Genomic DNA, 2,671 nt, shown 5'->3' with positions numbered 1-2,671 from the left:
CCGAAAACGATGGCCGGAATCGAATGGAATCCCTGGCCGGAATCAATTGGAATGGGTGGCCGGAATGAAATGGAATCACCGGCCGGAATCCCCTGGAATCAGTGGCCGGATTGCTCTGGAATACTCAAACAAATTAGCTTTCGGACAATTCGGCGTAAAAACATTATTATTTCAATAGGATAGCTCGACTCGCAACATAACAGGAATAAGGTAAACCTGACGAAACAACAGACTATACTGGCCTTATTTGGAAGAATCTTGTCTCGAGTTTTTATTAAGGGGAAAAGATTGGCAATGGATATGTTGTTTTTTGGGAGATGGATAGAGAATCTGGCCGGAGAGAAAAACACTACTAATGGGCAAAGGTCTTGAATCTTGGGATTAGATATTTTGGCCGATTTTTACTGACTTTAGAGGAAATAACCACCGATGTATTTGGCAGATACAAAAAGTACGCAACCACAAAGTATACTTTTAATAGCTCTTCCTGATACAAATTTCTGAACCCTAGCTCCTAAATACATCCCACAAAATCCACCACAACCAAACAAGAGACCTAATGCCCAATCAGGTGCAACAGCACCATCTGAGTAAATCAAGGAAAAGTACTGATAAAAAGCTACACCGGCAACAGATGTGATAAAAGTTCCCATTAATGCAGCCCCTGCCACAACGTGTACCGGCAAACCGATAATCACCACAAAGAAGGGGGCCACAATTGCTCCACCTCCAATTCCATATATCCCCCCGACAACACCTACAAGAAAACAAACCGCATAAACAGCAAGAGTGGAAAAAGTATGTGTTTGCCCCCCGAAGGTGAATACCACTTGTTTAATGTTTGAGGTAACCATTCTTATGGTAGATTCATCTCTTGCTGCTTGAAGCGGGTTCGAACCCTTTTTGGGTACTTTTTTTTTGGTTATATCCAAAAAAAGTTGGCAACCAATGTAACAAAGAACCGTACCTACAAATAGCTTAAAATTTTTAGGGTCGGGCAAATATTTGATACGAACCCAAGCACCGATAAAAACGCCTGGTAATGTGCCAATGATAACGGCCCAGGTCAAAGGCCATAGCATTCGTTTTTCTTTTATGTATCGGTAAACACCACTTGGTGTTGCAATAATATTATAGAGCTGATTGGTGCTACTGACAGATGGAGTTGTGTAACCTAAAACGCTTACCTGGAAAGGAAGCAAAAGAAATGCACCGGAAACCCCGCCCATGGAAGTAAAAAAAGAAACAATAAATGCGACAATGAAAGGCGTGCATGGATTTACTTCGACTCCCGATACTGGAAAAAACATGCCTTATCCCTTGTGTCGATGGAATTATCGTGTCATGAAATATTTACTTTACAATATAGCTGTAATTCTCTGTTATTATTGGTAAGTATATAACTCATACAGAGGTGATTATGTCAATATAAATGCAACCCAACAATGGACTGTAGCTTCACTTCCTTTTGTAAAAGATTCCGGATTTGAAAACAATACGAAGACGCAACCATTTGAAATGTAATATTTTATAACGATAAGAACCTGCAAACAAGAACGACAAATCCTAAATTTTATAAATTATCCGCCCCATGGGACTTCTTCGATAAACTCGCTGGAGGCCCCTATTTGCATAAAATTGAAATCAGGGATTGTAACAGTGATTAAAGAATTTCGATCTTTCAGTACATTGGATGTCAGTGAAATGTTCTTTCAATCAGCATTAACCAATTGTTTTATTGCAATAAAGAACAACGAAAATTCAAATAAAAAAATATCTGAATTGGTTTCAAATTCTTGGCTGGACAAGTACGAGGTATGGAACTGTGAAGGTGAAATAGATACTGAATGTAGCAATAATAATGTGACTTACGTTGAAGGGGAAAAAAATAAGAATAAAGAGCCTTCAAGGATTTTCCTTCAAGCTACAGCTGCTACACATATATTTTGTATTGCTGTGCTGGAAAGATATATAAACAAGACTGCTCAAACTTTGTTAATTAAAAGTAAAATTGAGTATTTTGAAAAATTTTCTTTAGAAGAAAAATGGCTTTTACTTCCCCTTTTTCTTAGTAAAAAGGGTTTTGTTCCCGATCAGAAGCCATTTCAAAATTTTTCAGAATTAATAAAAATAAAAAATGCCCTGGTTCACGATAAAGGACAAAAGATCCCGTATGATATTAAGAATGGAGAAGTCGATGTTTATAAGTCATTAGGACTTACCATTGAAGACGCAGTGAGATCGGTAAAGACAACCAAAGAAATGATAGAGAAAATTGCGAAGTTAATTGAACAGGAGCCCCCAGCCTGGATCAAAGATCCTTCTCATGATACCATCGAATTGAGGTAGGTCGTCAATAGTGGACATCAAACCTGTCACCATTATCTTTTTCTGAAATAATCTTTTGCGGGGAACTGACTCAGTTCTCAAGCTATATGGTTAATGTTGCCACATAAAAGATATTGTTTCCTATAATCCGTCAGGGGGGAAGTTGTCTACTGTCCTGTCAGGCTTGAGAGTAATTTACTCAAGTGTACCTTATTCCTGTTTATACGTAACAAAGTGAAAACCGCATAAAGTGTTATAATGCGGTCATTAACATCCTGTTTTTTCAACAAAGAAAAAGGAGGACTCGATGACCGAAACAACAGGTATACGCCAAGACGTACTA

At 38.2% G+C, this 2,671-nt stretch carries 3 protein-coding genes; 2 read left to right on the top strand and 1 reads right to left on the bottom strand.

The window, feature by feature from the left end:
- Positions 1-183 (top strand): hypothetical protein (locus tag JWH17_RS23000; protein WP_205225043.1); only part of this gene is annotated, 183 nt, incomplete at its 5' end.
- 227 nt (positions 184-410) lie between these two features.
- On the opposite strand, the gene JWH17_RS22995 is transcribed toward JWH17_RS23000, so the two are convergent.
- Complete coding sequence (locus tag JWH17_RS22995; protein ID WP_205225042.1) at positions 411-1,310, bottom strand: sulfite exporter TauE/SafE family protein; 900 nt, start codon at positions 1,308-1,310, stop codon at positions 411-413.
- 349 nt (positions 1,311-1,659) lie between these two features.
- Here JWH17_RS22995 and JWH17_RS22990 point away from each other — a divergent pair, with 349 nt between their 5' ends.
- Complete coding sequence (locus JWH17_RS22990; protein WP_205225041.1) at positions 1,660-2,349, top strand: hypothetical protein; 690 nt, start codon at positions 1,660-1,662, stop codon at positions 2,347-2,349.
- The last annotated feature ends 322 nt before the right edge of the window (positions 2,350-2,671 follow it).

The sequence above is a fragment of the Desulfogranum marinum genome, assembly GCF_016918565.1.
In the GTDB taxonomy this organism is placed as follows: Bacteria; Desulfobacterota; Desulfobulbia; order Desulfobulbales; family Desulfobulbaceae; genus Desulfogranum; species Desulfogranum marinum.
This window is presented reverse-complemented; position numbering and strand designations above follow the sequence as displayed.